Annotated in this window: 18 protein-coding genes and 1 pseudogene; 10 read left to right on the forward strand and 9 right to left on the reverse strand. The window is 73.2% G+C overall.

The window, feature by feature from the left end:
* Positions 1-247: 247 nt before the first annotated feature.
* On the forward strand, positions 248-781 hold the full coding sequence (locus ACZ6TB_RS35240; RefSeq protein ID WP_465561977.1) for a GNAT family N-acetyltransferase: 534 nt from the start codon (positions 248-250) through the stop codon (positions 779-781).
* Here the strand turns inward: ACZ6TB_RS35240 and ACZ6TB_RS35245 are convergent.
* Positions 778-1,284 carry a GAF domain-containing protein gene (locus ACZ6TB_RS35245; protein WP_465561979.1) on the reverse strand — a complete coding sequence of 169 codons (507 nt, stop codon included), beginning with the start codon at positions 1,282-1,284 and terminating at the stop codon, positions 778-780. The two genes, ACZ6TB_RS35240 and ACZ6TB_RS35245, sit on opposite strands and share 4 nt — an antisense overlap.
* Positions 1,285-1,376: 92 nt before the next feature.
* Between ACZ6TB_RS35245 and ACZ6TB_RS35250 the strand changes: the two genes are divergently transcribed.
* Positions 1,377-2,849, forward strand: coding sequence for a gamma-aminobutyraldehyde dehydrogenase (locus tag ACZ6TB_RS35250; RefSeq protein WP_465561981.1), 1,473 nt, complete (start codon positions 1,377-1,379; stop codon positions 2,847-2,849).
* A gap of 42 nt (positions 2,850-2,891) precedes the next feature.
* On the opposite strand, the gene ACZ6TB_RS35255 is transcribed toward ACZ6TB_RS35250, so the two are convergent.
* Complete coding sequence (locus tag ACZ6TB_RS35255; RefSeq protein WP_465561983.1) at positions 2,892-3,848, reverse strand: RNA polymerase subunit sigma-70; 957 nt, start codon at positions 3,846-3,848, stop codon at positions 2,892-2,894.
* A 165-nt stretch (positions 3,849-4,013) separates the two neighbouring features.
* On the opposite strand from ACZ6TB_RS35255, the gene ACZ6TB_RS35260 reads away from it, so the two are divergent.
* The 3 genes and pseudogenes from ACZ6TB_RS35260 (at position 4,014) to ACZ6TB_RS35270 (ending at position 9,536) form a co-directional block, all read left to right on the forward strand.
* Positions 4,014-4,754, forward strand: coding sequence for an SDR family NAD(P)-dependent oxidoreductase (locus ACZ6TB_RS35260; protein ID WP_465561984.1), 741 nt, complete (start codon positions 4,014-4,016; stop codon positions 4,752-4,754).
* A gap of 80 nt (positions 4,755-4,834) precedes the next feature.
* Positions 4,835-5,917 (forward strand): annotated as a pseudogene (locus ACZ6TB_RS35265) (MFS transporter); the annotation flags it as partial.
* A 343-nt stretch (positions 5,918-6,260) separates the two neighbouring features.
* Positions 6,261-9,536: a hypothetical protein gene (locus tag ACZ6TB_RS35270; protein WP_465561986.1), complete on the forward strand. Its 3,276-nt coding sequence runs from the start codon at positions 6,261-6,263 to the stop codon at positions 9,534-9,536.
* A gap of 4 nt (positions 9,537-9,540) precedes the next feature.
* On the opposite strand, the gene ACZ6TB_RS35275 is transcribed toward ACZ6TB_RS35270, so the two are convergent.
* Positions 9,541-10,746 carry a saccharopine dehydrogenase family protein gene (locus tag ACZ6TB_RS35275; protein WP_465561987.1) on the reverse strand — a complete coding sequence of 402 codons (1,206 nt, stop codon included), beginning with the start codon at positions 10,744-10,746 and terminating at the stop codon, positions 9,541-9,543.
* Between the two features lie 212 nt (positions 10,747-10,958).
* Between ACZ6TB_RS35275 and ACZ6TB_RS35280 the strand changes: the two genes are divergently transcribed.
* From ACZ6TB_RS35280 to ACZ6TB_RS35290, 3 genes are all read left to right on the forward strand, one after another.
* Positions 10,959-11,417 carry an Lrp/AsnC family transcriptional regulator gene (locus ACZ6TB_RS35280; RefSeq protein ID WP_465561988.1) on the forward strand — a complete coding sequence of 153 codons (459 nt, stop codon included), beginning with the start codon at positions 10,959-10,961 and terminating at the stop codon, positions 11,415-11,417.
* The gene (locus ACZ6TB_RS35285) at positions 11,414-12,685 is read left to right on the forward strand and encodes an NAD(P)/FAD-dependent oxidoreductase (protein WP_465561990.1); all 1,272 of its coding nucleotides are present in this window, start codon (positions 11,414-11,416) and stop codon (positions 12,683-12,685) included. The genes ACZ6TB_RS35280 and ACZ6TB_RS35285 overlap by 4 nt, the downstream gene beginning before the upstream one ends.
* A 113-nt stretch (positions 12,686-12,798) precedes the next feature.
* Entirely contained in the window at positions 12,799-13,587 is a 789-nt protein-coding gene (locus ACZ6TB_RS35290; protein WP_465561992.1) for an SAM-dependent methyltransferase, read from the forward strand.
* Here ACZ6TB_RS35290 and ACZ6TB_RS35295 read toward each other — a convergent pair.
* Positions 13,584-14,195 (reverse strand): hypothetical protein, encoded by a 612-nt coding sequence (locus tag ACZ6TB_RS35295; protein WP_465561994.1) that lies wholly within the window; start codon positions 14,193-14,195, stop codon positions 13,584-13,586. The genes ACZ6TB_RS35290 and ACZ6TB_RS35295 overlap by 4 nt on opposite strands.
* A gap of 294 nt (positions 14,196-14,489) precedes the next feature.
* Between ACZ6TB_RS35295 and srmL the strand changes: the two genes are divergently transcribed.
* Positions 14,490-15,713, forward strand: coding sequence for a PheS-related mystery ligase SrmL (gene srmL / locus ACZ6TB_RS35300; protein ID WP_465561996.1), 1,224 nt, complete (start codon positions 14,490-14,492; stop codon positions 15,711-15,713).
* A 102-nt stretch (positions 15,714-15,815) separates the two neighbouring features.
* Here srmL and ACZ6TB_RS35305 read toward each other — a convergent pair whose 3' ends face one another.
* From ACZ6TB_RS35305 to gabT, 3 genes are all read right to left on the reverse strand, one after another.
* The gene (locus tag ACZ6TB_RS35305) at positions 15,816-18,365 is read right to left on the reverse strand and encodes a glycoside hydrolase family 3 protein (RefSeq protein WP_465561998.1); all 2,550 of its coding nucleotides are present in this window, start codon (positions 18,363-18,365) and stop codon (positions 15,816-15,818) included.
* Between the two features lie 157 nt (positions 18,366-18,522).
* Positions 18,523-19,905, reverse strand: coding sequence for an aspartate aminotransferase family protein (locus tag ACZ6TB_RS35310; RefSeq protein ID WP_465562000.1), 1,383 nt, complete (start codon positions 19,903-19,905; stop codon positions 18,523-18,525).
* Positions 19,906-19,919: 14 nt separating this feature from the next.
* Complete coding sequence (gene gabT / locus ACZ6TB_RS35315; RefSeq protein ID WP_465562002.1) at positions 19,920-21,209, reverse strand: 4-aminobutyrate--2-oxoglutarate transaminase; 1,290 nt, start codon at positions 21,207-21,209, stop codon at positions 19,920-19,922.
* 248 nt (positions 21,210-21,457) lie between these two features.
* Between gabT and ACZ6TB_RS35320 the strand changes: the two genes are divergently transcribed.
* Positions 21,458-22,705, forward strand: a complete 1,248-nt coding sequence (locus ACZ6TB_RS35320; protein ID WP_465562004.1) for an acyltransferase family protein — start codon at positions 21,458-21,460, stop codon at positions 22,703-22,705.
* Here ACZ6TB_RS35320 and ACZ6TB_RS35325 read toward each other — a convergent pair.
* Entirely contained in the window at positions 22,702-23,253 is a 552-nt protein-coding gene (locus tag ACZ6TB_RS35325) for a TetR/AcrR family transcriptional regulator (protein WP_465562006.1), read from the reverse strand. The two genes, ACZ6TB_RS35320 and ACZ6TB_RS35325, sit on opposite strands and share 4 nt — an antisense overlap.
* Positions 23,254-23,282: 29 nt before the next feature.
* Positions 23,283-24,686: an NAD(P)/FAD-dependent oxidoreductase gene (locus ACZ6TB_RS35330; protein ID WP_465562008.1), complete on the reverse strand. Its 1,404-nt coding sequence runs from the start codon at positions 24,684-24,686 to the stop codon at positions 23,283-23,285.
* Between the last annotated feature and the right edge of the window lie 4 nt (positions 24,687-24,690).

The following is a 24,690-nucleotide window of genomic DNA, read 5'->3' on the forward strand; positions in this document are numbered from 1 at the left end:
CCCCCCCCCCCCCCCCCCCCCCCCCCCCCCCTCCCCCCCCCCCCCCCCCCCCTCCTCCCCCCCCCTCCCCCCCCCCCCCCCCCCCCCCCCCTCCTCTCCCCCCCCCCCCCCCCCCCCCCCCCCCCCCCCCCCCCCGGCGCCGACGGACAGCACCGCCAGGGAGTGCCAGACGCCGTCGCGCACCGGGGAAGTCGCCGGCCGACGAAAAGCGGTTGGCATCGAACGGCCGGGTCGCTAGCTTGCCGGCATGGCCGTTCGGATCGAGGAGCTCGGCGACCACGCGGCGGTCGCCACCGTCAACCGGGTCGCGTTCGGCGGCGAGCACGGCGAGACGGTGGCCGAGCTGGTGGCCGCCCTGCGCCGGGACGACCCGGGCGCGCTGTCGCTGGTGGCCGAGGAGGCGGGCGAGGTCGTCGGGCACATCATGTTCAGCCGTACGCTGCTGGACGCCCCGCGCGAGCTGGTGCCCGTGCAGACGCTCAGCCCGCTCGGCATCCTCCCGCAGTGGCAGCGCCGCGGCCTCGGCACCGCGCTCATCCGGGCCGGCCTCGAAGAGCTGGCCGACCGCGGCGTCCCCCTGGTGTTCCTCGAGGGCGATCCGCGCTACTACTCCCGGGCCGGCTTCGCGCCCGCCGTCGAGCTCGGCTTCCGCAAACCGTCGCTGCGCATCCCCGACGCGGGCTTCCAGGTTTTCCGGCTGGCCGCCTACGAGCCGTGGATGACCGGCACGTTCATCTACTCGGACGCGTTCTGGCGCTACGACTGCGTGGGCCTCCGCTAGGCGCCGGCCTTCTCCAGGAGCGCCCGCAGGCGGCCGGCCTCGGCCCGCAGCGCGATCTCGGTCTCGGCCGCGGCCGCCAGGTCCTCGACGAGCAGCAGCTCCCGGGGCTCCCAGTCGCGCGGCTCGTCGTGCGTGACGCAGAAGGCGCCGAGCGGATAGCCGTCGGCACTGCGGAGCGGGAATCCGGCGTACGCGATGACGCCGTCGCCGATCGCCGGGTGCCCGGCCACCCGGTCGTCCGCGCGGGCGTCGCTGACCAGCAGCGGCGCGTCGGTGTCGACCACGATCCGGCAGAACGAGTGCGGCAGCGGAGGTCCCGCCTTCCCGGCGACCACGCGCCGATCGGCGGCGACCAGCGACACCTGGGCGCGGGCCGAGCGGACCTGATGCGCGGCCGTACGCGCGAGCCGGTCGAGGGACGCGCTGGGCACGCCGTCGAGCAGGCCGCAGTCGCGCAGCCGCCGCAGTCGCGCCGTGTCGCTCAGCCCCGTCCGCGACCCCACTCCCTCCAAGTTCGTCCGGCGCCGCCGGTCGCTGAGCCCGTTGACGGAAGTCGTCGCTTCAACCTCTTGTCAGCTACGGAATCAGTGGAAAGATGGGCCGGAAAGTGTCCGATCCTGCGTCTGGAGATCGAGTGACCGCCAAGACCGTGCTGCACAACTTCATCGGCGGCGCCGCGTCGGCGCCGGCCGAGGGCCGTTACGAGGACCTCATCGACCCGGCCACCGGCGAGGTCTTCGCGTCGGCGCCGGTGTCCGGCAAGCCGGATGTCGACAAGGCCATGGAGGCCGCGTCGTCCGCGTTCGAGAAGTGGCGGAACACGACGCCCAGCGAGCGGCAGCAGGCACTCCTCAAGTTCGCCGACGCGATCGAGGCGCGCACCGACGAGCTGGTCGCGGCCGAGTCGCAGAACACCGGCAAGCCGCTCGGCCTGACCAAGTCCGAGGAGCTGCCGCCGGCGATCGACCAGATCCGGTTCTTCGCGGGCGCGGCCCGGCTGCTCGAGGGGCGGTCGGCCGGCCAGTACATGAACGGCTTCGAGTCGTACGTCCGGCGCGAGCCGATCGGCGTCTGCGCGCAGGTCACACCCTGGAACTACCCGCTGATGATGGCGGTGTGGAAGCTGGCGCCGGCCCTCGCCGCGGGCAACACGGTCGTTCTCAAGCCGTCCGACACCACCCCGGTCAGCACGGTCATGCTGGCCGAGATCGCCGCCGAGTTCCTGCCGCCGGGCGTGCTCAACGTGGTCGTCGGCGACCGCGAGACCGGCCGTCAGCTGGTCAGCCACCCGACCCCGCAGATGGTGTCGATCACCGGCTCGGTGCGGGCCGGCATGGAGGTGGCCTCGGCCGCGTCCGCCGACCTCAAGCGCACCCACCTCGAGCTGGGCGGCAAGGCGCCGGTCGTGGTCTTCGACGACGCCGACATCGAGGCGGCGGCCGAGGCGATCGCCGTCGGCGGCTACTTCAACGCCGGCCAGGACTGCACGGCCGCCACCCGGGTGCTCGCGTCGCCCGGCGTCTACAACGACTTCGTGGCCGCCCTCGCCGCCCAGGCGCGGTCGACCAAGACCGGCGCGGCCGACGACGAGGACGTGCTGTTCGGGCCCCTGAACAACGCGCGCCAGCTCGACCGGGTGGCCGGGTTCATCGACCGGCTTCCCGACCACGCCCAGGTGGACGCCGGCGGCGCCCGGGTCGGCGACCGCGGCTACTTCTACTCGCCGACCGTCGTCTCCGGCCTGCGCCAGACCGACGAGGTCATCCAGGACGAGATCTTCGGCCCGGTCATCACCATCCAGCAGTTCACCGACGAGGACGAGGCGGTGCGCTGGGCGAACGGCGTCGAGTACGGCCTGGCCTCCAGCGTCTGGACGAAGGACCACGGCCGCGCGATGCGGATGACCCAGCGTCTCGACTTCGGCTGCGTCTGGGTGAACTGCCACATCCCGCTGGTGGCCGAGATGCCGCACGGCGGGTTCAAGCACTCCGGCCACGGCAAGGACCTGTCGGTCTACGGCCTGGAGGACTACACCCGCCTCAAGCACGTGATGCACTCGCTCGGCTGAGCCCTTCGACGAGGTAAGCCCGGGGCTGAGGGGGACCCGGGCTTACCGCTCCCCTTCGTCGCCGTCGGCCAGGTGTTCCGGGAGCCCGCACGGCGCGAACAGGGCCGGGTCGTGGAAGGAGACGATCCGGGCGACGCCCGCGCCGGTGAGGGTGAGCACCTGCAGGCTGTGCGGGTGGAAGAGGCCGTCCGCGCCGCGGGTGTAGGTGCCGAGGGCGGGCTGGCCGTTGGCCGTCGCGCGCGCCGTGCGGATCGCGCCGGCGCACGGGAAGACGGTGGTGGCCAGGAAGCGCAGGACCGCGTCGCGGCCGGCGAACCAGGTCAGGTGCGGCGGCATCTCCAGGGTGACGTCCTCGCGCAGCACCCGCAGCAGGGCGGCCGGATCGGCGTCCGCGAACGCCCGGGCGTACCGGTCGAGCAGCTGCCGGCCGGCCGGGTCCGCGGGCTCGGTGACCATGTCCTCGGTGAGGCCGGCGCGGGCGAGGTGGGCGCGGGCCCGGGCGAGCGCGCTGGTGACCGCGTCGACGGTGGTGCCGAGCAGGTCGGCGACCTCGGTGGCGGGCCAGGCGAGCACGTCGCGCAGGATCAGCACGGCCCGCTGCCGGGGCGGGAGGTGCTGCAGGGCGGCCACCAGGGCGAGCCGGACGCTGCTGCGGGTGGTGACGACCGCGGCCGGGTCGGGCAGCGGCTGCACCCATGCGACGCCCGGGCCGGCGACGGCGAGCGGCCGGTCGGGGTCGCCGGCGGGGCCGAGCCCGGCGGGCAGCACGCGCCGGCTGTGGTGCTCGAGCGCGGTGAGGCAGGCGCTGGTCGCGATGCGGTACAGCCAGACCCGCAACGACGACCGGCCCTCGAAGCGGCCGAAACCGCGCCAGGCCCGTACGTACGTCTCCTGGACGACGTCCTGGGCGTCGTGCACCGAGCCGAGCATCCGGTAGCAGTGCGCCAGCAGCTCCCGGCGGTACGGCTCGGTGAGCCGGGAGAACTCCTCGTCGACCATCTCGTCACTCCAGCCTCTCGGGATGCAGACCGGGCGGTGGCCGGGAAGTGGTCGTTCCCCGGCCCCGATGTGGCCAAGCCCACGTGCCGACCAGTCCGCGCCGCCCGCCGTGTCTTCATTCGCGCCGCCCGAACGGACGGCCGAGAAGAGCACGAGGAGAGCACGATGACTGATCTGTCCGGACGGATCGCCCTGGTGACCGGCGGCAGCCGCGGCATCGGCGCGGCCGTCGCCCGGCGGCTCGCACACGACGGCGCGACCGTGGCCCTCACCTACGCCGGTTCGGCGGAGAAGGCCCGCGCGGTCGCCGGCAAGATCGAGGCCGACGGCGGGCGGGCGCTGGCCTTCCGCGCCGACCACGGCGATCCCGGCGAGGCCGCCGCCGCCGTCGAGCGGACCGTCCGCGAGCTCGGCGGCATCGACATCCTGGTCAACAACGCCGGCATCTTCACCGGCGGCCCGCTCGACCGGATCACGCCGGCCGAGCTCGACCGGATCCTCGCCGTCGACGTCCGGGCGGTGTTCCTCGCCGCGCAGGCCGCCGCGCGGCACATGGCCGAGGGCGGCCGGATCATCACCATCGGCAGCGCCCTGACCGAGCGGCTCCCGGTCGACGGCATGACCGTCTACACGATGTGCAAGGCCGCGCTCACCGGCCTGACCAAGGGCCTGGCTCGCGACCTCGGCCCGCGCGGGATCACCGCCACCGTCATCAACGGCGGCCTGATCGACACCGACATGAACCCGGCCGGCGGGCCGGCGGCGGCCGCGCTCACCGGCCTCACCGCGCTCGGCCGCTACGGCGCGCCCGACGACATCGCCGCGATGGTCGCCCACTTGGCCGGCGACGGCGGCCGCTACATCACCGGCGCCGCGCTCACCGTCGACGGCGGTTTCAGCGCATGAAAAGCACGAAGAGCATGAACAAGACGCAGCGATGGGTGCTCGCGCTCAGCTCCCTCGCCTCGTTCATCGTGGTGCTGGACATGCTGGTGGTGGCGACCGCGCTGCCGGCCATCCAGCGGGACCTCGGCGCGTCGCTGGCGGATCTCGAATGGACCGTGAACGCCTACACGCTGAGCTTCGCGGTCCTGCTGATGACCGGGTCGGCGCTGGGCGACCGCTACGGCCGGCGCCGTGTGTTCGCCATCGGGCTCGGCCTGTTCGCCGCCGCCTCGGCCGCGTGCGCGCTCGCCACCGGGGCGGGCCCGCTGATCGCCGCCCGGGCGGTGCAGGGCGCCGGCGCCGCGCTGATCATGCCGGTCGCGCTCGGCCTGCTCAACGGGGCGTTCCCGCCCGAGCGCCGCGGCTGGGCGACGGGCGTCTACGGCAGCGTCACCGGGCTCGCCGCGATCGCCGGCCCGCTCCTCGGCGGCGTCGTCACCGAGGACCTCGCCTGGCCGGCGATCTTCTGGCTCAACGTGCCGGTCGCGCTGATCGCGATCCCGCTGGTGCTGACCCGGATCGCCGAGGCGCGCGGGCCCGGCGGCGCGCTCGACCCGCCGGGCCTGGTCCTGGCGGCCGGGTCGGCGCTGGGCGTCACCTGGGCGCTGGTGCGCGGCAACGCGGCCGGGTGGACGAGCGCCGAGACCCTGACGGCGCTGGCCGGCGGCATCGTGCTCGGCGGCCTGTTCGTCCTCCGGGAGCGGCGGGCCGCGTACCCGATGCTGCCTTTGCGGTTGTTCCGCTCGGCGGCCTTCTCGGCCGGCAACGCCGCCGTCTTCTTCGTCAACGCGTCGCTGACCGGCGCGATCTTCTTCACCGCCCAGTTCCAGCAGGTCGCGCTCGGCCACGGCGCGATCGAGGCGGGCCTGCGGCTGCTGCCGTGGGGCATCGCGCCGTTCCTCATCGCGCCCCGGGCCGGCGCGCTCACCGACCGGATCGGCGAACGGCCGCCGGTCGTCGCCGGCACGCTGCTGCTCGGCCTGGGCATGGGCGGGATCGCGCTGATCTCGGGGCCGGGCATCGGGTACGCCACGACGGCCGTCGCGATGACGGTCGGCGGCGTCGGCTTCTCGCTGGCCCTTCCGGCCGTCACCCGGTCGGTGGTCAGCCGGGTGGCGCCGCCGGACATCGGCCGCGCGTCGGGCACGTTCAGCACCCTGCGCCAGTTCGGCGGCGCGTTCGGCGTCGCCCTCACCGGCGCCGTCTTCGCCACGGCCGGCGGGTACGCGGACTCCGCCGTCTTCATCGACGGCTACGTCCCGGCGATGGCGGTCTCGGCGATGGCTGGCGTTCGCGGCCACCGCCTGCGGCCTGGTGCTGCCGAGGCGGGAGCGACGACGTCAGCCGCGGGCGCAGGGCCAGGATCGGGCCGAGCCGGTGGCGGCGAACGGACCCGGCTGAACGGCGCGGCGCCGGGGTCGTCAACCAGGACACCGGCCGGGTGGCAGGCCTGGGACACTGGCGCTCGTGCTCGCCGCGACTCGTCAGCTGCTGACCTCCCTCGACCCGCTCCCCTACCGGCAGCGCCTGCACCGGGTCGCCGGGTGGGCGCGCGCGGCGGCCGATCGCGCCGAGGTGTGTGCGGATCTGCGCGGCCTCGGCCCGTACGAGAGTCATCTCGCCCTGATCGCCTCGGCGGCGACCGGCGACGCGGCCGGCATCGAGGCCGCGCTCGCCGACCCGCAGCCGTCGGTGCGGGCGGCCGCGCTCGGCGCCGCCCTCCGCCACGGCCTGCTCACCGGCGCGGACCTGTCGGCGGTGGAACGCCGGCGCGTCTACCGCCTGCTGCGCCGGATGCGGGCGCCGGAGATCGCGGACGCGCTGATCGGGACGGTGCGCGCCGAGTTCGGCGACGAGGAGGCGGCCGCGATCCTGCCGGCCTGCGGGGAGGCGGTCGTCCGGTCGCTGCTGCCCGCTCTCGAGCACGCCGCCGCGCCGGGGCCGCTGATGCGCCGCCATCCCGCCGTGTTCCTGGACCGGGCCGCCGAGCGGCTGGCCGCCGCGACGCCCGGCGACCGGGACCGCCTGTGGAACGAGCTCGGTTGCGTGCTCGACGGCGATCCCGGGACGGTCCTCGCCCTGCTGGAACGATTCGCGCCGCCGGCCCGGCTGCCGGGCGGGCTCACCGCGTACGGGAAACTGGCTGCCCACCACCCCGCGCGGGTGATCGCCCTGCTCACCGCCCCCGGCCGCGCCGCCTGGACCGCCCGCGCCCAGCTCCCGCCCGCGCTGCTGCGCCGCCTCGCCGTGCTGCCCACCGACGTGCTCGTGCCGCTGGCCCGCCGCATCCGGGACAACAGCGGCTCGTTCGCGAACCTGCTCGACGAGGTGCCGCCGGCCCTGCGCGCCGAGCTCTACGACGGTGCCTTCGAGGGCGTGAACACCGCGGCCCGGGTGCCGGCCGAGGTCGTCATGGAGGTGCTGCCGGCCGCGATCCGGATCCGCGAGGCGACCCGCGTGCTCGCGCTGCCCAAGGTGCGCGACCACGAGACCGTCTGGAGCGCGTTCCTGGCCTGGCCGGAAGCGTCGGCGGCGCTGGACGGACCGCTGCGCTCGGGTGACGCCGGCGAGCGGGCCCAGACGTACCGGCTGCTGGTGCACGCCGCCCGGCGATCGCGCGATCCGGAGGTCGTCGCCGGGCTGGTGGAGCGGCTCGGCCGGCTGCGCAACGAGCAGGATCCGGTACGCGCGGCCGCCCTCACCGCGCTCGCCTCGGTGGCCCGGCTGCTCACCCCCGCCGCCGCGCCCGGCCTGACCCGGATCACCACCGACGCCGTCGAGGCGCGCGACGGCTCGGCCGCGACGATCGCCGCGCTGAGCTCGCTCGCCGCCGACACCCTCCAGCACCACGTCGACGACCCGGCGCTGCGGGAATGGGCGCTGCTCACGATCGACCTGGCCGGCTCGGCCGCGCGGACGCCGGTGCTGCGCCGCTTCGACACCGTGCTGCGCCGCGGCCAGGAGCAGATGGTCGCCGACCGCTTGTCCGGCTGGGTCACGTCGGCCCTCGAGCGCGGCCGGTTCGGGCCGCTGTTCGCGCTGACCGGCGCGCTCGGCAAGCGGGCCTGGCTGGTTCCCGAGCTGCAGGGCCTGCTGTTCCGGGCGACCGGGCGGCGCAGCCCCGAGTCGGTGGCGAGGTACGCGATCGCGCTCTGGCTGGAGAATCCGCGCGGGCGTTCCGACCGGGTCGAGCGGTTGCTGATGGCCGACCCGACGACGGTGACGGTCGAACCGGTGTGGCGGACGCTGTGCACCGCCCGCACCGACCTGCTCGACCGGGCGCTCGACCATGCGCCGCGCGGCCGGTTCGTCTCGCCGCACCTGCGCTGGGTGCCGGGGTGGCCGCTGCACCCGGAGCGCTGGCTGCCGCGTCAGCACGCGGCGTACCTGCGGCTGCTGGCAAGCGTGGTGGACGACGCGGGGGCGGGGGTGCGGTCGCAGGCCGGGGCGATCCGGGCGGCCGCGCCGATCCCGGTGCTCGGACGGGAACTGGTGCTGCGCCACGTCGGCTCGCCGGCCGTGGTGCTGTCGGAAGCGGCGCTGGGCGCTCTGGTGTGGACGGACCGGCCGGGCGAGGCGCTGCCGCTGCTGCTCGCGCGGGCGGCCGGCGACCGGGCGCGGGTGGCGCTGTACTCGGCGGGGCGGGCCGTGCGGTTCGTCGCGCCGTCGGCCCTGCCCGGGATGCTGCTGCCGGTGCTGGTCGACGGCGGGACCAAGGTGACCAGCCGGAAGGCGGTCGCGCGGCTGCTGGCCCGCTACGGGCCGCCGTCGATGATGGGCGCGCTGCTGGACGCGTACCGGATGCCGGACGCCCACCGCGACATCCGCGCGGCGACGGTGGCCGCCGCCCGGCTGCGGCTGGACACCGAGGACAGCTGGGCCATCCTCGGCGAGGCGGTGGGCGGCAGCCGGGAGGAATGCCGGGCCGTGCTGGCCGCCTCCGTCGGCGAGGTCGCCGAGCGGCATCGCGGGCGGTACGCGGCGCTGGTCGTCGCGGCCTGCCGGGTCGCCGACCGTGAGGTGCGCCGGGCCGCGTTCCGGGTGCTGCCGGGATGGGCGCGCTGGGCCGGCGACATCGGTGGGCTGGTCGTGGACCGGCTCACCGACCTCGGCGAGCCGACGACCGCCTTCGACGCCGCGCAGTTGTTGCGGGCGCTCGACGGGGACGGCCTTTCGGCGGCGTTCGCCGCGCTCGACGGGGGCGCGCTTTCACCGGCGCCCGCCGGCGCGCCTCAGCCGGCGGGCATCGGCGCGCCTCAACCGGAAGAGCCGGGCGACGACCTCCCCGCCCGGCGGCGGCTCGTCATCCTGGCGCAGGGCGCGGTGGCCTGGGCCCGCGCGATGCCGCCCGACGCCGGCCGGGCGCCGATGCTCGCGGCCGCCCGGTGGCTCGCGGACCGCCCGGACCACACCGGCACGGCGGCCGCGATGCTGGTCGGCGCCGGCGCGCTCGACAACCTCGGCGAGGTCGCCGACCTGTGCGCCGGACGGCCGGTGGTGGCGGTGCGGACGGCCGAGCGGGTGGGCGCCCGCCTCCGCGAGCTGCCGCAGCCGCCCGAACCCGCCGTCGCGCAAGGGCTGGCCGGCCGCCGCGATCTCGCGGGCGGGCTGTTCGCCGTCGCGCTCGCCCGGGCGGGCGCCGGCTTCGGCTGGACCGGGCCGTGGCGCGACCTCCTCGCCGGTCTGCGTCACCATCCGGACGCGGACGTGCGCGAGGAGGCCTGCGCCGTCGACATGACGTAGCCGGTTACTGCTCGCGCATCTCCCAGGGGGAGCCGTACTCGACGAGCTTGTCGAGGAACGGGACGGGATCGAACGCCTCGGGGCCGAGCACGCCGCTCCCCCGCCAGACGCCGGCGGCCAGCAGCTCGAGGGCCACGACCGGGTTCACCGCCGTCTGCCAGACGACGGCCTGGGCCCCGTACTCGCGCATCGACCATTCGTTGTCGACCAGGTGGTAGAGGTAGACCTCGCGCGGCGCGCCGTCCTTGCCCAGGCCGGTCACGACCGTACCGGCGCAGGTCTTGCCCGTCATCTTGTCGCCCAGCGTCGCCGGGTCGGGCAGCACCGCGGCGACCACGTCCCGCGGCGACACCTTCGCGGCGCCCACCTGCACCGGCTCGGTGCGGTCCAGACCCAGCTTGTGCAGCGTGCGCAGGACCTCGATGAACTCAGCCCCCAGCCCGTACTTGAAGGTGACCTTGCCGGCATCCACCCAGCGCGGGATGAGCAGCACCTCCTCGTGCTCGACGTGGACGCACTCGACCGGGCCGATCCCGCCGGGGAAGTCGAAGATCTCCGGCTCGCTCAGCGGCACCGTCGTGTACCAGCCCCGGTCCTTCTCGTAGATGACCGGCGGGTTGAGGCACTCCTCGATCGTGGTCCACACCGAGAAGGACGGCGCGAACTCGTAGCCCTCGACGACCAGGTTGCCGCCGTCGCGGATGCCGACCTCGTCGATCCGGGAGAACAGATGGTCGGCGGCGTAGCGGGCGAAGATGTCCGACAGTCCCGGCTCGACGCCGATCCCGGTGAGGGCCAGCCTTCCCGCGCGCTCCCACCGGCCGGCCATGGCGAACTGCTCATCGCCGAGTTTCACCCCGGTTTTCGTGTACGGGTCGTCCGGGTCGGCGTGCGAAAGAGACATCGCCATGTCGAGGTAGTCGGCCCCCGCCTCGAGGGCGCCCTCGAACACGGGCATGACGAACCTCGGGTCGACCGCGTTGAGGACGTGCGTGATGCCCTCCGCCTTGCACAATGCGGAGATGTCGCTTTTGTTGGACGCGTCGACGCGGGCGGCGGAGAAGCGATCGTCGCCGAGCGCCTCGACGGCACGCTGGGCGCGGGACAGGTCGTAGTCGGCGACCACGAACCGGGTGAAGAAATCGCGGCGTGCGGCTATGCCGGCCGCGGCGGATCCGACTCCGCCGGCGCCGACAACCAGGACGCGCATGAGGAACACACCTTTCGGCTATATCGATCTACTCGTCACGGAAACCGTGTCCCAGCAGCCTCCAGACCACTGAAAGACTTGTCAAGAGCGATCAACTCTGCGATAAACGCAGTTGTCAACGCCGTCCGGGAAGGACCGACATTCCATTGACCACCGCAAACCGGACGAGCGACACGATTGCCGTCCACCCGAGCCCGGGGAAGAATCGCGGCGTGACGGCGGACCTGGCTCTGGATCAGATCAACAAGCAGATCATCGAGCACCTGCAGCGGGACGGGCGGATGTCGTACGCGACGCTCGCCAAGGAGATCGGCCTTTCCGAGGCCGCGGTACGCCAGCGGGTGCAGCGCCTGCTCGACGGCGGCCTGATGCAGATCGTGGCGGTGACCGACCCGCTGACGCTCGGCTTCGCGCGGCAGGCGATGGTCGGGCTCAAGGTGAACGGCGACCTGCGCGCGATCGCCGACGAGATCGCCTCGATCCCCGAGGTCGACTACGTGGTGATCTGCGCCGGCGGCTACGACCTGCTGGTCGAGCTCGTCTGCACCGACGACGAGCACCTGCTCGACCTGCTCAACGAGAAGGTCCGCACGATCAAGGGCGTCACCAGCTGCGAGACCTTCATGTACCTGAAACTGGCGAAACAGACGTACGCGTGGGGAACTCGATGAGCGCACCGTCCTACTGGCTGCACACCCTCGGCCCGGTCACCCCGCGCCCGCCGCTCGACGGCGATCTCGACGTGGACGTGGCCATCGCCGGGGGTGGCTACACCGGCCTCTGGACGGCGTACTACCTCTCCCAGGTCGCGCCCCACCTGTCGATCGCGGTGCTCGAGTCGGAGTACTGCGGGTTCGGCGCGTCGGGGCGCAACGGTGGCTGGGCTTCGGGGCTCTTCCCGGTCTCCGAGGACAAACTCACGCGACGGTACGGCGCGGCCAGCGCCGCGGCGATGCATCAGGCATTGGCGGGCGCCGTCGACGAGGTGGGTCGCGCCGCCGCGGCCGAGGGCATCGACTGTGACTACGCCAAGGGCGGGACGATCACGCTGGCCCGCACGCCGGCGCAGCTTCGCCGGGCCCGCACCGCCCCCGGCTTCATCTCCGCCGCCGAGGCCTCGGCGATCTGCGGCGCGTCGGGCGTGCTGGGCGGCGTCTACAGTCCGGACTGCGCCGCGCTGCACCCGGCCAAGCTGGTGCGCGGCCTGGCGGCCGCGGTCGCCGCGCGGGGCGTGCGGATCTTCGAGCAGACCCGCGTGCTGCGCCTCGCGCCCGGCGTCGTCACCACCTCGCACGGCGTGGTCCGCGCGAAGACCGTGGTCCGGGCGCTCGAGGGCTACACGGCGCGGCTCGCCGGCCACAAACGGAACCTCGCTCCGGTTTACTCGCTGATGATCGCGACCGAGCCGCTGCCGGCGTCGGACTGGGAGCGGATCGGGCTGGCCCGGCGGGAGACGTTCAGCGACGAGCGGCACATGATCATTTATGGCCAGCGGACGGCCGACGACCGGCTCGCCTTCGGCGGTCGCGGGGCGCCCTACCACTTCGGGTCGCGGATCGAGCCGTCGTACGACCGGGTGCCGGCCGTCTTCGACACGCTGCGGGACACGCTGACCGAGATGTTCGGCATCGAACCGGCCGTGGCCTGTCGCTGGGGCGGGCCGCTCGGCATCCCCCGGGACTGGATGCCCTCGGTCGGGCTGTCGGAGGGGATCGCGTGGGCCGGGGGCTACGTGGGCGACGGTGTTGCGGCTGCGAACCTCGCCGGGCGTACGCTCGCCGATTTGATCTCCGGCACCAAGAGTGAGCTGACCGCCCTGCCCTGGGTCGGCCACCGCTCGCGCCGCTGGGAGCCCGAGCCGATCCGCTGGCTCGGCATCAACGCCGCGCTGCGCGCGACGAACCTGCGCGACGCCCTGGAGCGCCCGCGAGCGTCCTGACCCCTCTCGCGCGCCGCCCCCGGCGCTCCGCTCCCCCTCGTGCCCACCCCTCTCGCGTCCCGCCCCCTTCGCGCCCCACCACCGGCCTCCTGATTGGACTAGCATTCCCGCTCGTGGAGTACGACTTCGACACGAGCGTGGCCCACCCGGCGCGGGTCTACGACTACTGGCTCGGCGGCAAGGACAACTTCGAGGCCGACCGCAAGGCGGCCGAGGAGGTCATCGCGGTCCGCCCGAGCATCCTGTACGACATCCGCGCGAACCGCGAGTTCCTCGGGCGCGCGGTGCGCTGGCTCGCGTCGTCGGCCGGCATCCGCCAGTTCCTCGACATCGGCACCGGCATCCCCGCCGCCGGCAACACCCACCAGGTGGCGCAGGACGTCGACCCCGCCGCGCGCATCGTCTACGTCGACAACGACCCGATCGTCCTGGTCCACGCCCGGGCGCTGCTGACCGGCACGGCGGTGGGCGCCACCGCGTACATCGACGGCGACCTGCGCGACCCGGCGCCGATCCTCGCCACCGCGGCCGAGACGCTGGACTTCACCCAGCCGATCGCGGTGCTGCTGATCGGCGTGCTGCACCTGATCTCCGACGAGGAGAACCCGAAGCAGATCATCGACCAGTTGATGGCCGCCGTTCCCCCCGGCAGCTACCTGGCGATCACCCAGCCGGCGAGCGACGTGAACGCCTCCGAGGCCGCGGCCGGCGCCCAGCGCTACAACAGCAAGGTGGCCACCAAGCAGACCCGCCGCAGCCGGCCCGAGACGACGGCCTTCCTGGACGGCCTCTCCCTGGTCTCCCCCGGCGTCGTGCAGTGCCACCGCTGGAACCCCGAGCCCGACGCGGACCTGTCCCGCGAGGTGAGCGGCTGGGCCGCCGTGGCCCGCAAGGATCGCTAGCCGGTCACCGCGAAGGCCGCCGTGTCGGTCCGCAGCGAGCTCTTGTCGACGCCGCGGACCTCATAGCTCTGCGGCCCGAAGACATTGAGGTCGGGCGGCACCTGTGCGCCGAACTCGAAGCGGCCGTCGCTTCCGGCCCGCCCGTCCGCGATCATCGTGGCGTCGATCCGGACCTCCACCTTCCCGCCCGGGGTGTAGCCCTGCCCGGTCACCGTGATCTGGCTGCCCGCCTGCCCCTGGTTCGGCTCGACCGCCACCTCCGGATCGATGGTCGGGAGAGTGGGCATCGCTTCCTGCTCGCTCTTCTTCATCGTCGTCCCGCCGTTGGCCTGCCCGGTGTCGCCGCTCTGCTTGGTCGAGCTTCCCTGGGTGCCGCTGTTGCCGCCCGTGCCGCTGTTGCCGCCCGTGCCGCTGTCGCCGCCCGTGCCGCTGTCGCCGCCCGTGCCGTTGGGCGCTCCCGTTGCCTCGGCGGGTTTCGACGGTCCGAACGGGATCGTGATGTCGAACAGGTCCCGTCCCAGCGCGAGCACCGCCACCACCAGGCCGAGCCCCGCGACGAGGCCGACCTTCTGCGCGCCCGAGAGGCTGCCGTCGTCGTACCTGCTCATGCTCTCTCCATCCCCCACGAACCAGGTTTCCGGCCAGCTCAACGCGGGCCATCGCGACGGGATACGCGCAGGTCAGAGCGTCACACTCGCAGTGCGTCGAACGAAATGCCGATGCGAGCTCACCGCGGTTCGTGCCATGCTGGGCGGCATGACGTACGGCATCCTGTTCGGTCGGCCCCCCACGGTGGCCTGACCTTTTCGTGCGTTGTGTCGGCCGCCCACCGGGCGGCCGTTCTCGTTTCCGGCCTCTCTCCGCGTGGGTGGCGTCAGCCCTCAGCCCAAGGAGAGAGACCGATGTCCTGCCTCACCCCCGCCGCCCTCGCCGCCGACCTGGCCGTCCGCGACCTGACCGACCCCGCGTCCGGCCCGCACGCGATGCAACTGCTGCTCGACGCCATCCTCGCCGCCGTGCCCGCCCCCGTCCTGCTGCACCGCGGCGCCCGCGTGGTGGACGTAGCCGACAACTACGACAACCTCGGCTACAGCCCCGAATCCGCCGCGCGCGAGTCCCGGTACAGCCGCTACGTCTCCCCCCACCGCATGCTCCGCTCCCAGACCTCGGCCCTGATCCCCGGCGCCCTCCGCTCCCTGACGGCCGCCCCCGACCACGCCCACCCCGACCGCGCCCACCTTGAGCGCTCCCACCCCGACCGCTCCCACCCCGACCGCGCCCACCTTGAGCGCTCCCACCCCGACCGCGCCCACCCCGACCGCGGCCGCCCCGACATCGCCCACCCCGGTGTCGTCATCGCCTGCCCCGGCATCGTCTATCGCCGCGACGCCATCGACCGCCTCCACACCGGAACCCCGCACCAGCTCGACCTCTGGCGCATCACCACCGGCCGTTGCTCGCGGGGCGACCTCCTCGAGCTGGTCGGCGCCGTCCTCGAGGCCGCGCTCCCGGGCGTGCCGTGGCGCACCCGGCCGGCCACTCACGCCTACACCACGGACGGGCTCGAGATCGAAGCCCGCTCGCCGGCCGGCTGGGTGGAGGTGGGCGAATGCGGGCAGGCCGCCGGCCACGTGCTCCGGCTGTCCCCCGTGCACGCCGGTGGTGGTCTCGCGATCGGCCTCGGTCTCGATCGCCTGCTCATGCTGCGCAAGGGAATCGACGACATCCGGCTGCTGCGCTCGACCGACCCGCGGGTGGCCGCGCAGATGAGCGACCTCTCGCCCTACCGGCCGGTCTCGGCCCAGCCCGCCGCCCATCGCGACCTCTCGGTGGCCGCGCCGGCCGACGTGACCGCCGAGGACCTCGGCGACCGCGTGCGCGACCTGCTCGGCCCCGATGCCCACCTCGTCGAGGAGGTCACCATTCTGTCCGTGACACCCGCCGCCTCCCTTCCGCCCGCATCCCGCGCCCGGCTGCGCGTGCGCGACGACGAGGCCAACGTCTTGCTCCGCGTCGTGCTCCGCGACCTGCACGCCGCCCTTCCCAAACAACGCGCCAACGCGCTGCGCGACCGCCTGTGGTCGGGCCTGATGGCGGGTCGCGATCTGCACCCGATGAGCGCATAGAAAGTCTGGACTCTCCCCCAGGGGGAGAGTCCAGAGTGTTTCTCGACGGAACGAGGGCCCGCCGCGACGCCAGGCGGCGCCGCGGCGGGCAGGGGGAAGGGATCAGGCTGTGATGACGGATCTCAGGAGGGCGAGGGCGCGGGAGCTCGCGCCCGCGGTTTGGGCCCGGTCGGCCTCGGCGAGCTTGGCGGCCCAGTCGCGACCGCCACCGCCGGCGACCACGCGGGCCTGAGCGGCGTCACGCAGGGCGTCGAGCACGGCGTCCCGGGTGGCGGCCGGCGGGTGGCCGGCGGTCAAGGCCTGCTCGGCCGCGGCGAGCGCGCTCGCCGTCGGGCGGAGGGTGCCGTCGGCCTGCCAGTTGGGGCTCGCGAGCAGGGAGACCAACGCCGCGGACGAAGCCGAGCCGCCGGCTGCGGAGGTGGCGGTCTCGGCCGCGAGGTGGCCGCGGCCACCGGAGGTGCGCAGACCCCAGCCGAACGGATAGAGGGGGTGGTAATCGCGGTCGCCGACGTTGATCGGGACCTGCGCGACCGTGGCCGGCCACGAAAGCGGTAGCCGGCCGGTGAAGGGACGGTCGCCGAAGAGGACGTCGGCCACGCCCGCGCCCTCGCTGCCGGGCAGCCACGACGCCACCAACGCGTCGATCGACGGCAGCTGGTCGGTGATCACCTGGGGGCGGCCGGAGACGAGCAGGACCACGCACCTGGCCACGGCGGCGCAGACTCGGGAGACCACCGCCTGGTCGGCGGGCTGGAGGGTCAGGGACTTGGGCTCGTTCTGGGCCGGCGTGCACCAGCTGCACACCGGGCCGCCCACGTCGCCGAAGCCCTCGGCGTACGGGGTCTCGCCGACTACGGCCACGCCGACGGTGGCGTTGCCGATCGGCGCCGTCGCGTCGGGGCTGTAGGTGATCTGGGCCTTGGGGGCCACCTGGCGCAGGCCGCTCAGGATGGTCGTGCCGGGGATCGTGGCGGGGCCGGAGCGGCCCTGCCAGTCGATGGTCCAGCCGCCGGCCTGGTTGCCGATGTCGTCGGCATTGCGGCCGGCCACGTAGATCTTCGCGTCCTTGCGGAGGGGAAGGAGATTGCCGCTGTTCTTCAGCAGGACCTGGGACTCGGCCACGGCCTGGCGGGCCACGGCACGGTGGGCGGCGCTGCCCACGTCGGCGGTGTGCGCGGCGGAGGCGTACGGGTGCTCGAACAGGCCCATCGCGAACTTCGTGCGCAGGATGCGGCGGACGGCGTCGTCGATGCGGGACGGGCTCACGCGGCCGGCCTGCACCTCGGCCTTGAGCACCTGCTCGAAGCGGGGCGACGTGTTGGGCTCCATGAACATGTCGGTGCCCGCGTTGACGCCGGTGCGGACCTGCAACGGGCTGGGCGCGGGGTCGCCGGACGGGTCGGGGATCTGGTGGATGCCCTCCCAGTCGCTGATCACGAAGCCGTCGAAGCCGAGGCCGCCCTTGAGGACGCCGGCGATCAGCTCGCGGCTGGCGTGCATCTTGGTGGGGTTGCCGACGCCGTCCTCGGACCAGTCGACGCTGGAGAACGACGGCATGACGCTGGCCGCGTGGTGGTCGTGGATGGCGGTCACGTACGGCGCCAGGGCGAGCCGGGCGAAGTCGCGCCGGTTGGTCACCGTGATGCCCTGGTCGATGGTGAAGTCGCCGGAGCCGGTGCCGTAGAGGGTGTCGCCGTCGCCCGCGTAGTGCTTCACGGTCGCGAGCACGCCGCCCTTCTGCAGGCCGTCGATCGCGGTCTCCATGCGGATCACCAGGCCGGGGTCTTCGGAGAAGCTCTCGTACGACCGGCCCCACCGCTCGTCGCGGGAGACGCAGACGCACGGGGCGAAGTCCCACGGGATGCCGGTGGCGCGCACCTCGGAGGCGGTCGCCCGGTAGGCCCGCTCGACCAGGGCCGGGTCGCGGGTGGCGCCGAGCCCCACGTTGTGCGGGAAGACCGTGGCGCCGTAGACGTTGCCGTGCCCGTGGACGGCGTCGATGCCGTAGACCATCGGGATCTGGAGGGGGGTGCTCAGCGCGTACGACTGGAAGGTGTTGATCATGGAGACCCAGGTGGCCGGGTCGTTGGGCGTGGGCACCGAGCCGCCGCCGGAGAGCACCGAGCCGAGCCGCAGGGTGGCGATCTGGCCGGGGTCGGTGATCATCGCGCCCCGCTCGGCCTGCGTCATCTGGCCGATCTTGTCGTCGAGCGTCATCCGGCGCATGAGGTCGGCGACGCGGCGATCGATCGGGAGGCGGCGGTCGAGGTACGGGAGTCCGTGCGCGTTGACGACGACGGCCGGCGTGGCGGCGAGGGTCGCGCCGCGGGTGGTGAGCGTCAGCGGCAGCGCCGTGGCGGTCGCGGGGGCGGTCGCGGCCGGAGCGGTGACGGTGAGGCCGCGGACCGTGCCCGAGGACGTGCCCGCCGGGAAGGTGAGCGTGCCGATGGTGGCGGGCGCCGCGAGGGGGCGGCCGTCCGAGGTGGTGGCGGTGAAGGCCACGGTGACCCGGGCGCCGGCGTCCACGGTGGACACGGCCGGCATGGGGGTCAGGGTCACGGTCTGAGCGGACGAGGCGAGGGCGGGAAGCGGCAACAGCATGGCGGAGAACGCGCCGGCCGCCAGCGATTTGAGCGTTTTCGAGGGTCGCACCCCGTTCTCCTGTCGAAAGGACGGATGGAAGGGCTGACCTCGCTCGATACTCACCCCGATCAATGCCGTTAGGTAACCGTCCCGTTTCCGTCCGTAGGCATCAAGCGACAAAACGGCCCCGGCGCATGACGCGCCGGGGCCGCTCGCTACGAATGACCTACAGGTGGTTGGACGCCTCGGTGAGGACCGAGCGCAGGATCTGCTCGATCTCGGCGAACTGCTCCTCGCCCGCGATCAGCGGCGGCGCGAGCTGGATCACCGGGTCGCCGCGGTCGTCGGCGCGGCAGTACAGGCCGGCCTCGAAGAGCGCGTGCGACAGGAAGCCGCGCAGCAGGCGCTCGGACTCGTCCTCGTTGAAGGTCTCCTTGGTGACCTTGTCCTTCACCAGCTCGATGCCGAAGAAGTAGCCGTCGCCGCGGACGTCGCCGACGATGGGCAGGTCGTAGAGGCGCTCGAGGTAGGAGCGGAACAGGTCGCTGTTCTGGCGCACGTGGCCGTTGAGGTCCTCGCGCTCCATGATGTCGAGGTTCGCCAGCGCCACCGCCGAGCCGACCGGGTGCCCGCCGTAGGTGATGCCGTGCGCGAACCAGTTGGTGCCGTGCAGGAACGGCTCGGCCAGCCGGTCGGAGGCGATCATCGCGCCGAGCGGGACGTACCCGGAGGTCAGGCCCTTGGCCACGGTGATGATGTCGGGCGTGTAGTTGTAGCGGTTGCCGCCGAAGTACTCGCCGAGCCGGCCGAAGCCGGAGATCACGTCGTCCGAGACCATCAGCACGTCGTACCGGTCGCAGATCTCGCGGACCCGCTGGAAGTACCCGGGCGGCGGCGGGAAGCAGCCGCCGGCGTTCTGCACCGGCTCGAGGAAGACCGCGGCGACCGTGTCGGGACCCTCGAACTCGATGGCCTCGGCGATGCGGTCGGCCGCCCACACGCCGAACTCCTCGACGCTCATCGACTCGTCGGGGCGGCGGTAGTAGTTCGTGTTCGGCACCCGGAACGTCGACGGCACGAGCGGCTCGAAGTCCTGCTTGAGGCCGGGGATGCCGGTGATCGAGAGGGCGCCCATCGAGGTGCCGTGGTAGGCGATCGACCGGGACAGCACCTTGGTCTTCATCGGCTTGCCGACCCGCTTGAAGTACGACCGGGCCAGCTTCCACGCCGACTCGACCGCCTCCGACCCGCCGGTGGTGAAGAAGACCCGGTTGAGGTCGCCCGGGGTGAGGTCGGCCAGCCGGTCGGCGAGCTCGACCGCCTTCGGGTGCGCGTAGGACCAGAGCGGGAAGTAGGCCAGCTCGCCCGCCTGCTTGGCGGCCGCCTCGGCCAGCTCCTGCCGGCCGTGGCCGGTCTGCACGACGAACAGCGCGGACAGGCCGTCGAGGTATTTGCGCCCGGCGCTGTCCCAGATGTAGCAACCGTCGCCGCGCACGATCAGCGGCACGTCGGCCTGCTGGTACGACGACATCCGGGTGAAGTGCAGCCAGAGATGGTCGCGGGCGGCGCCGGACAGCTTCTCGAAGTCGGGTGACTGAAGGTCGCTCAAGGGGGGCTCCAAGATCAGAGGGTGGCGAAAGCTTGTTCGAGAAGGGTCAGGCCGCGGTCGAGCTCATCGTCCGAGATGACCAGGGGCGGCAGAAGACGGATCACGTTCCCGTACGTTCCACACGTCAGCAGCAGCAGACCGGACTCGTGCGCGGCGCGCGCGACGTTGCCGGTGGCGATCGGATCCGGGGTCGGGCCGTTCGCCTCGGCGGAACCCGGGACGACCAGTTCGAGGGCGAGCATCGCGCCGCGGCCCCGGACCTCGCCGATCTGCGGGTGCTTGGCGGCCAGCGCCTCGAGCCGGGGCCGGGCCACGGTCTCGATGTGCCGGGCCGCCGCCGCGAGGTCGAGCTCGCGCATGGTCTCGATGCTGGCGAGCGCGGCCGCGCAGGCGATCGGGTTGCCGCCGTAGGTGCCGCCGAGGCCGCCCGGGTGCACCGCGTCCATGATCTCGGCGCGACCGGTGACGGCGGCCAGCGGCAGGCCGCCGGCGATGCCCTTGGCCGTGGTGATCAGGTCGGGCTCGACGCCCTCGTCCTCGCTGGCGAACCACGATCCGGTGCGGCAGAACCCGGTCTGGATCTCGTCGGCGATGAAGACGGCGCCGGCCTGCTTGCTCCAGGCGGCGAGCGCGGGCAGAAAGCCCGCGGCCGGTACGACGAAACCACCCTCGCCCTGAACCGGCTCGATGAGCACGGCGGCCACGTTGGTCGCGCCGACGTGCTTCTCGATCTGCCCGATGGCGTACGCGGCGGCGTCCGCCCCGCTGCGGCCGTCGCGGAACGGGTACGACATCGGGACCCGGTAGATCTCGCCGGCGAACGGCCCGAAGCCCTGCTTGTACGGCATGACCTTGGCGGTGAGCGCCATGGTGAGGTTGGTCCGGCCGTGGTAGGCGTGGTCGAACACGACGATGGCCTGCCGCCCGGTGGCGTGCCGGGCGATCTTGACGGCGTTCTCCACCGCCTCGGCGCCGGAGTTGAACAGCGCCGAGCGCTTCTCGAAGTCACCCGGAGTGAGCGCGGCCAGCTCTTCGCAGACCGCGACGTACTGCTCGTACGGCGCGATCATGAAGCAGGTGTGCGTGAACCGCTCGACCTGCTCGCGGACGGCGGCGACGACCCGCGGCGAGGCGTTGCCGACGTTGGTGACCGCGATGCCGGCCGCGAAGTCGATCCACTCGCGTCCGTCCACATCGGTCATCGTGCCGCCACCGGCGCTGCCGACATAGGACGGGATCATGCTGCTGACACCACGCGCGACGACGGCTTCCCGGCGCCGATGCAGGTCGGCGGAGGTTGGCATGTCTCAACTCCTTCGGGGCTTGAACCCCGATCATTTCACTGATTCCGTCGTTTGCAAGAGCCGGAACAACTATTTCCACGGCTCGAAACGACCGTACGCCTGGCTTTCGCGGGGTCCCCGACCTGCCGCCCCGGCCACCCGGCAACAATGCGCTCACCGTCCGTCACCGGCGCCGGGGACGCCCCGGGAACGCGAGGATTTTGTCACCCGGGTCGGCACGGACCGCCCGATTCTGGCACCATGCTGCGGTGCTGAAGATCATGGCTGCCGCGCGGGAGCGGCTGTCGTCGCCGCTCGGCGCGCGTGAGCTCGATCTCGACGTCGTGCGCGGCGTCGCGATCGTGCTCGCCGTCGGGTGGCATTTCGCGGGAAAACCCTCCGGAAACCCGGTTAGTGATTTCTTGCTGCAGCCGATCCGCCTTTTCGGCTGGGCCGGCGTCGACCTGTTCTTCGTGCTTTCCGGGTTCCTGGTCGGCCGGCTGATCTTCCGCGAGCACGCGCGCACCGGCGCCTTCGACGCGCGCCGCTTCCTGATCCGCCGGGCGTTCAAGCTGTGGCCGGTCTACTACCTGTTCATCGCGTACCTGTTGTTCGTGCACCGCGACCGCCCCGGGCAGTACGCACCGCTGCTGTTCCACGCGCAGAACTACACGCAGACCCCGCCCGCGCACCTGTGGTCGCTCGCCGTCGAGGAGCACTTCTACCTCGTGGTGGCGATCCTGCTGCCGTTCGCGTTCCGCCGGGCGATCAAACCCCGGACGCTGATCCGGGTGATCGTCGGCGTCATGGTGGTGGTGCTCGGCCTGCGGATGTACGGCTGGAACCACCACGTGACGCCGGTGATGCTCCAGCAGCTGAGCCACTTCCGGGTCGACGCGCTCCTCGGCGGCGTGCTGCTGGCCATCGCGTCGGTCTACTACACCGCGCTGTTCGACCGGGCGGTGCAGTGGAAGTGGCTGTGGCTCGGCGGCACCGTGGTCGGGCTCATCTGGCTGTGGAACTTCGGCAAGACCACGCCGGCCGGCTCGACCTTCGGCTACTCCGCCTCGTACGTCGCCTCGGCCTGTTTCCTGCTCCTGCTCTATCGGGCGTCGTGGGTGGTCAAGCTGCGGGTGCTGCTGCGGCCGATCGGCCTGCTCGGCGTTTACTCCTACGCGATCTACCTGACCCACGTGACCTCGGCGGAGTACGTCGAGCGGGTCGGCGACAAGTACGCGCCCTGGATCAACCACGGCCCGCAGCGGCTGATCCTGCTCTACGGCGCCGCGATCGCGGTCGCCGTGGTGCTGACCCGCCTGGTCGAGTGGCCGGCCCTGAAGATCCGCGACCGGGTGCTGCCACCGCGGGCCCGGGCCGTGCCGCCCGCGCCGCCGGAGGAGTCGACGATGCCGGTCCCGCCGCCCGCGCCGTCGGCCGAGCTGGACGAGACGGTCCGGCTGGAGCTCCCCGAGTCGGTCCGCCGCCGGGCCGCGACGCTGGCCGATCTGGAGCGCTAGCCTCGCAGGCCCTCGAGCATCAGCGTGAGCAACCGCTCGCGCCGGGCGTCGAGCGAGGGCGCCTGCTCCGCGATCCACCCCACGGCGGTGACCAGTGCGAACAGCTCCTCGGGCCGCAGGTCGGCGCGAATGGCCCCGGTCGCCTGGGCCGCCGCCAGCAGCTCGCCCACCGCGTCCCGCATCGCGTCGCACGAGGCGTACAGCGGCGTCGACTCGTCGCGCAGCGTCGCCATGATGGAATCCGGCAGGCCACTGTACGTCCCGGCGCCGTACGCGAACTCGGTCAGCCACGCGCTCAGCGCCGCCGCCGCGTCCGCCTCGCCCAGCAGCTCGGCCGCGCGGCTCGTCAGGTGGTCGAAGCGCCGCCGCATCAGGGTTTCGAGCAGGGCGTCCCGCGTCGGGAAATGCCGGTAGAGCGTGCCCAGCCCGACCTCGGCCCGGCGGGCGATGTCCCGCAGCGAGGCCTGGGTGCCGTGCTCCCGCACCACCACCCGGGCCACGCCGAGTATCCGCTCGCGATTACGCAACGCATCGGCCCGCACCGGCATGGACCCGATCGTAGGCGAGCGCGACCGGGTCAGGAGTCGAAACCGAGGCCCAGCGAGTCGAGCGTGCGCAGCCACAGGTTGCGCCGGCCCTGGTTGCGGTCGGCGCGGGCGATCGACCAGCGGGTCAGCTGGATGACGCCGCTGCGCACCGGCTCCGGCGGGAACGGCACCGGCTTGCTGCGCACCATCTTCAGCGACGTCAGCTCGGTCGGCGTCCCGCCCAGCAGGTCGAGCATGACCTGGGCGCCGAAGCGGGTCGCGCCCACGCCGAGGCCGGTGTAGCCGGCCGCGTACGCCAGCCGGCCGCCGTGCGCCGTGCCGAAGAACGCGCTGAACCGGCTGCAGCAGTCGATCACGCCGCCCCACTTGTGCGTGAAGCGCAGGCCCTCGAGCTGCGGGAACGTCGCGGCGAAGTGCGCGGCCAGCACCTCGAACGTCGCCTCGCGCTGCTCCTGGCCGGGCACGATGCGGCCGCCGTTGAAGTAGACCGCGTCGTAGCCGCCCCACAGGATCCGGTTGCCGGCGGTCAGCCGGTAGTAGTGGAACTGGTTGGCGGAGTCGCCGATGCCCTGCCGGTTGCGCCAGCCGATCGACGCCAGCTGCGCGTCGCTCAGCGGCTCGGTCATCAGCGCGTAGTCGTAGACCGGGACCACGAACTGCTGGAGCCGCTTGAGCAGCCGGCCGTGCGCGCCGGTGGCCAGCACGACCTTCCCCGCGGTGACCTGGCCGCGCCAGGTGTGCAGGGCCAGGCCGTTCTTCGCCGGCCGGATCCGCTCGACCTTGGTGTTCTCGTAGATCCGCACCCCGAGCGCGAGGCAGGCCGCCCGCAGACCCCAGGCCAGGCGGGCCGGGTCGACCATCGCGCAGCCCGTACGGTCCCAGACCGCGCCCCGGTAGGTCGGCGAGTCGACCTCCGCCCGTACGGCGTCCCGGTCCAGAAGCTCCACGTCGAGACCGTTGGCCGCCTCGGCCGCGTGCCCCGCGACCAGATCGCGCAGCTGCCACTCCTCGGTGGCCACGTGCAGCTCGCCGGTGCGCCGGAAGTCGCAGTCGATGCCGTAGCGGGCGACGGCCGACTCGATCGCGTCGAGGTTCTCCCGGCCCAGGCGCAGCAGCCGGGGCATCTCGTCCGGGAACCGGGCGAGCCCGTTGTCGAAGCCGTGGGTGAGGCTCGCGGCGCAGAACCCGCCGTTGCGCCCCGAGGCCGCCCACCCGGCGGTGCCCGCCTCGACGACCACGACGTCGAGGCCGGGATCGCGTTCCTTGGCGATCAACGCCGTCCAGAGTCCGCTGTACCCGGCGCCCACCACCGCGAGATCCGCGGTGGTGACGCCGGCGAGCGGGTCGGCGGGGGCCGGGGCCCCCGCCTGGGTGAGCCAGTACGGCTCAGCGATCGCGTCCTTCAGGTAGTGCGAAGTGAGCGACGAAACCACGAGT

The sequence above is a fragment of the Actinoplanes sp. NPDC051537 genome (assembly GCF_055586105.1).